Annotated in this window: 5 protein-coding genes; 3 read left to right on the plus strand and 2 right to left on the minus strand. The window is 71.9% G+C overall.

The features are described from left to right. Positions 1 to 134 precede the first annotated feature (134 nt). Entirely contained in the window at positions 135 to 398 is a 264-nt protein-coding gene (locus tag VR44_RS30740) for a hypothetical protein (protein WP_157880450.1), read from the plus strand. A gap of 45 nt (positions 399 to 443) precedes the next feature. On the opposite strand, the gene VR44_RS30745 is transcribed toward VR44_RS30740, so the two are convergent. Beyond that, positions 444 to 1,097 (minus strand): TetR family transcriptional regulator, encoded by a 654-nt coding sequence (locus VR44_RS30745; protein WP_045950899.1) that lies wholly within the window; start codon positions 1,095 to 1,097, stop codon positions 444 to 446. Positions 1,098 to 1,184: 87 nt separating this feature from the next. Between VR44_RS30745 and VR44_RS30750 the strand changes: the two genes are divergently transcribed. Continuing rightward, the gene (locus tag VR44_RS30750) at positions 1,185 to 1,955 is read left to right on the plus strand and encodes an SDR family NAD(P)-dependent oxidoreductase (protein WP_045950900.1); all 771 of its coding nucleotides are present in this window, start codon (positions 1,185 to 1,187) and stop codon (positions 1,953 to 1,955) included. Between the two features lie 6 nt (positions 1,956 to 1,961). On the opposite strand, the gene VR44_RS30755 is transcribed toward VR44_RS30750, so the two are convergent. After that, complete coding sequence (locus VR44_RS30755; RefSeq protein WP_045950901.1) at positions 1,962 to 2,480, minus strand: DUF4240 domain-containing protein; 519 nt, start codon at positions 2,478 to 2,480, stop codon at positions 1,962 to 1,964. 510 nt (positions 2,481 to 2,990) lie between these two features. Here VR44_RS30755 and VR44_RS48600 point away from each other — a divergent pair. After that, the coding region (locus VR44_RS48600; protein WP_157880451.1) for a serine/threonine-protein kinase at positions 2,991 to 3,548 on the plus strand (558 nt) is incomplete at its 3' end.

Genomic DNA, 3,548 nt, shown 5'->3' on the forward strand with positions numbered 1-3,548 from the left:
CCCCCCGCCGCTCTTTTCGGAGAGCGGCGGGGGGCCTCCTGCTTTTGACAGGTCGTCCGACTGGAGTAACGGTTGATTGGGACCTAAAGGCCCGATAAGCCCGATAAGCGAGACATGTTCGGAGGTGCATGAAGATGCGCCGTAGGATCATCGGTGCCGCCGTCGCGGGTGCCGCAGGGGTCACGCTGGCGCTGCTGCCGCTGAGCAGTGCGTCCGCCCACGACCATGACGGGAACTGGAACCGCTCGAGTCACTCCCGCTGGGCCAACAACTGGGACGATGACGACGACTGCGGCAATGGCAACTGGCGCAGCGGCTGGCACCACCACCATGGCGACCACGACTGGGGCCGCTGGGACAACGCCAACTGGAACGACGACTGGGGCGGCTGGCGCTGACCCCGCCCCGTCCGCTCGACCTCTACCGGTGCCCCTGCCCCGCCCTCAGCGGAGCAGGGGCATCGCGCCGGTCAGCTCCCGCAGGCAGCGCACCGCGAGATCGGCGGGGGAGCCGAGGCCCGAGACCGGGGCGTCGCCGGCGGACCACAGCTCCAGTGCGACCCGGATCGCGTCGGTGGCGGCCGCGGACACCAGGCGTACGGACATCTCGTCCGCCTCCGGACCGGCGAGCCGGGCCACGATCGGGGCCAGGCGCTCCTCGGACTCCTGGTTGACCCGGTACCAGACGGCGCGCAGGGCCTGGTCCGTGGCGGCCGCGCGCAGCAGCCCACGGGTGACCTCCAGGCCCTCCTCGACGGCCTTGGAGTCGCTCAGGGCGCGGGTCACGGCCCGCTCCAGCGCGCGGGCCAGCGGGGTGGCGGGGTCCTCTTCGGCGAGCAGGGCGCGCCAGGCGTCGCCGCCGCCCGCGAGCAGCGGGGCCACGGCCTCCTGCTTGTTGCGGAAGTAGCGGTAGAACGTGCGCAGTGCGACCCCCGCGCGGTGCGCGATGTCCTCCGCGGTGGTTCCGTCGGGGCCGTGCGCGGCGAAGAGCTCGCAGGCGGCGCGGGCGATGTCGAGCTGGGTGGCGGCCTTGCGGCGCTCCGTCAGCGACTGGGCTCCGGAGCCGCTCTGGGGGGAGTACGGACGGGGAGATCTCACGGGTGAAGCGTACCGCCAGTCGGATCAGATGGTTGCAATCGATGCCAGTCTGGCAAAACGTGTCATCTTCTCGGTACGCTGCACCCCATGAACCGTTACGAAGGACGTCGCGTCCTCATCACCGGCGGCGGCTCCGGCATCGGCCAGGCCACCGTGCACCGCATTCTCTCCGAGGGCGGCCGCGTCCACACCGTGGACGTGAACGAGGCCGGCCTCAAGGCCACCGCCGAGCAGGCGGCCGCCGCCGGTCACGCCGGCCGGCTGACCACCGCCGTCCTGGACATATCCGACGAGACCTCGGTCAAGGAAGGCGTGGCGGCCGCCGTCGACGCCCTCGGCGGCATCGACGTGCTGGTCAACGCGGCGGGCATCCTGCGTTCCGCGCACACCCACCAGACCACCCTGGACTTCTGGAACAAGGTCATCGCGGTCAACCTGACCGGCACCTTCCTGATGATCCGCGAGTCCCTCCCCGCGCTGCTCGCCGGCGACCAGCCGGTCGTCGTGAACTTCAGCTCCACCTCGGCGAGCTTCGCGCACCCCTACATGTCCGCCTACGCGGCCAGCAAGGGCGGCATCCAGTCGATGACCCACGCCCTCGCCGCCGAGTACAGCAAGCAGGGCCTGCGCTTCGTCTCCGTCGCCCCCGGCTCCATCGAGAGCGGCATGACCACCGGCAACGGCCCCGGCCTGCCCGAGGACACCGACTGGTCCCTCTTCGCCAAGCTCGCCCCCGCCATCGGCCAGGGCTTCGCCGGCCCCCAGACCGTCGCCGGCGTCGTCGCGATGCTGGGCTCCGAGGACGGCGCCTTCATCACCGGCACCGAGATCCGCATCGACGGCGGCACCCACTACTGACGGGCCTCAGCCCCTGAAGCGGTCCCACAGCCGGGGGAAGCGTTCCGCGAGCACGGCTTCGTTCTCGAAGTCCAGCGGGGCGCCCTCCGGCTCCTCCGCCTGCAACGGGATCCCCAGGTCCGGAGCCACCGCCCCGGTCAGCTGCTCGTACGCCTCGTCGGCGGCGTACCCCAGCTCCTCCCCGTCCCCGTCGATCTCCTCGTCGAACTCGCCCAGCAGCTCCGCCAGCTGGTCCGGATCGTGCACCGCGCCCTCGAAGACCTCCCGGCCCTGCCCGATCAGCCAGCACCGGAAGTAGTCGAACGCGTCGTCGCTCGCACCGTCGAGCAGCACCCACGCCGCCCCCCACAGGTCCCAGGTGTAAGCCCGGTTGTACCGGGACTCGAAGTGCCGCGCGAAGTCCAGCACGGAGTCGGGATCCAGCTGCGTCAGCCGCTCCACGAGCAGCTCGGCATGCTCCTCGGGGTCGCCCCCGGCGGCCTCACGGGTACGGTCGACGATCTCCCAGAACTCCGTCTCGTCCATCACGGAATACAGCATCCGGGCTCGGCCCCCGCCCCGCCACCGCTCATACGGCCAAAGGCCGGTCCCCGATCCCCCGCCCGGCCGCATACTCGAACCCGACGGATCCGGAAGCGGGAGGGGCGCGGATGCAGGGGGAACTGCTCGAAGGCCGGTACCGGCTGGAGGGGAAGCTCGGCGGGGGCGGCATGGGCGAGGTCTGGAGCGCCCTCGACACGAGGATGCTGCGGCCGGTCGCCGCCAAGCTCGTCCACGCCGTGCCCGGCATGGACACCGCCCAGGTCGAACACCGCTTCATGCACGAGGTGCGCTCCGCGGCCGCCCTCCCGCACCGGCACACGGTGACCGTCCACGACTGCGGCGAGGCGTCGCTCGCCGGCCGCAGGTACCTCTACCTGGTCATGGAACGCATCGACGGCGAGACCCTCGCCAAGCTGTTCCGCGGGCCCGTGCCCGTCCCCTGGTACGACGTCGCCAACTGGGGCGGCCAGATCGCCACCGCCCTGCACCGCCCTGTCCGCCGCCCACGGCCGCGGCATCGTCCACCGGGACGTCAAGCCCCAGAACGTCATGCTCACCTCCGCCGGCGTCATCAAGGTCCTGGACTTCGGGCTCGCCAAGTTCCTCGGCGAGACCCTGCGCGTCGCCGACCTCACCGTCAGCGGCACCGCCATGGGCACCTTCGCGTACATGTCCCCCGAACAGTGCCGGGGCGACTCCCGCATCGACCACCGGGCCGACCTCTACAGCCTGGGCTGCCTGCTCTACGAGGGCCTCACCGGCCGACCGCCCTTCACGAACGCCGCCCCCCACGCCCTGCTCTACCAGCAGGTCAACGAACAGCCCCGCCCCCTTCCGGCCGGCAGGGCCCCGGCCGGCCTCACCGACCTGGTCATGCACCTCCTGGCCAAGGACCCGGCCCACCGCCCGCCGGACGCGGCCACCGTCGTACGCGAACTGGACCGCCTCCTGGCCGCCTACCGCCAGCCCCCGGCCCACCCGCCCGCCTCACCGGACGGCGCGGCCGAGGTGGCCCGGCTGCGTGCCGAGGCCGAACGGGAGATCGCGGAA

Origin of the sequence: Streptomyces katrae (assembly GCF_000966975.1) — a bacterium.
Lineage (GTDB): Bacteria > Actinomycetota > Actinomycetes > Streptomycetales > Streptomycetaceae > Streptomyces > Streptomyces katrae.